The sequence below is a fragment of the Wolbachia endosymbiont of Nomada ferruginata genome, assembly GCF_001675785.1.
Lineage (GTDB): Bacteria > Pseudomonadota > Alphaproteobacteria > Rickettsiales > Anaplasmataceae > Wolbachia > Wolbachia pipientis.
On the sequence record NZ_LYUY01000188.1, the window covers coordinates 1 to 661 of the forward strand.

General features: G+C 34.9%; 1 protein-coding gene. It reads left to right on the top strand.

Annotated elements, in window-relative coordinates; translation table 11 throughout:
- Positions 1 to 661 (top strand): trypsin-like peptidase domain-containing protein (locus BA053_RS06380; RefSeq protein WP_156518244.1); only part of this gene is annotated, 661 nt, incomplete at both ends.

Here is a 661-nt window from a genome sequence, read left to right on the forward strand (position 1 = left end):
GAAAATAACAGCAAAACTAGAGTTCCATCTATGCCAGGAAATAATTTTTTTGATGATTTTAGAGAATTTTTTGAGCATTTTGATCAGTTTTTTATGGATAGGGGCCCTAGTGTTAACAAAGAGGTGGTGTTGCTTGGTTCTGGGTTTATTATAGATAAAGGTGGAACTATAGTAACCAATTATCACGTTATTAAAAACGCCAAAGATATCACAGTTACTATGAACGATAATACTTATTTCAAAGCAGAAGTTTTAGGCTATGATGCAAGAACTGATCTTGCTGTGCTTAAGATTAATTCTGATAAAGATCTTTCTTCTGTTGCATTTGGTGATTCTGATAAAGCAAGGGTTGGTGATACGGTTATGGCAATAGGTAACCCATTTGGTTTGGGTGGCTCTGTAAGCACAGGAATTATATCTGCAAGGTCCAGGGACATTAGTATTGGCACTATGAATGAATTTATTCAAACTGATGCTGCAATTAATAGGGGTAATTCTGGAGGACCGTTATTTGATTTAAATGGAAAAGTTATAGGTATTAATACTGCTATCTATTCTCCATCTGAGTCTGGCGGCAACGTGGGTATAGGTTTTGCCATACCATCTAATTTAGCTATGTCAATTATTGACACATTAAAAAGTGGCAAAAAAATAAAACATG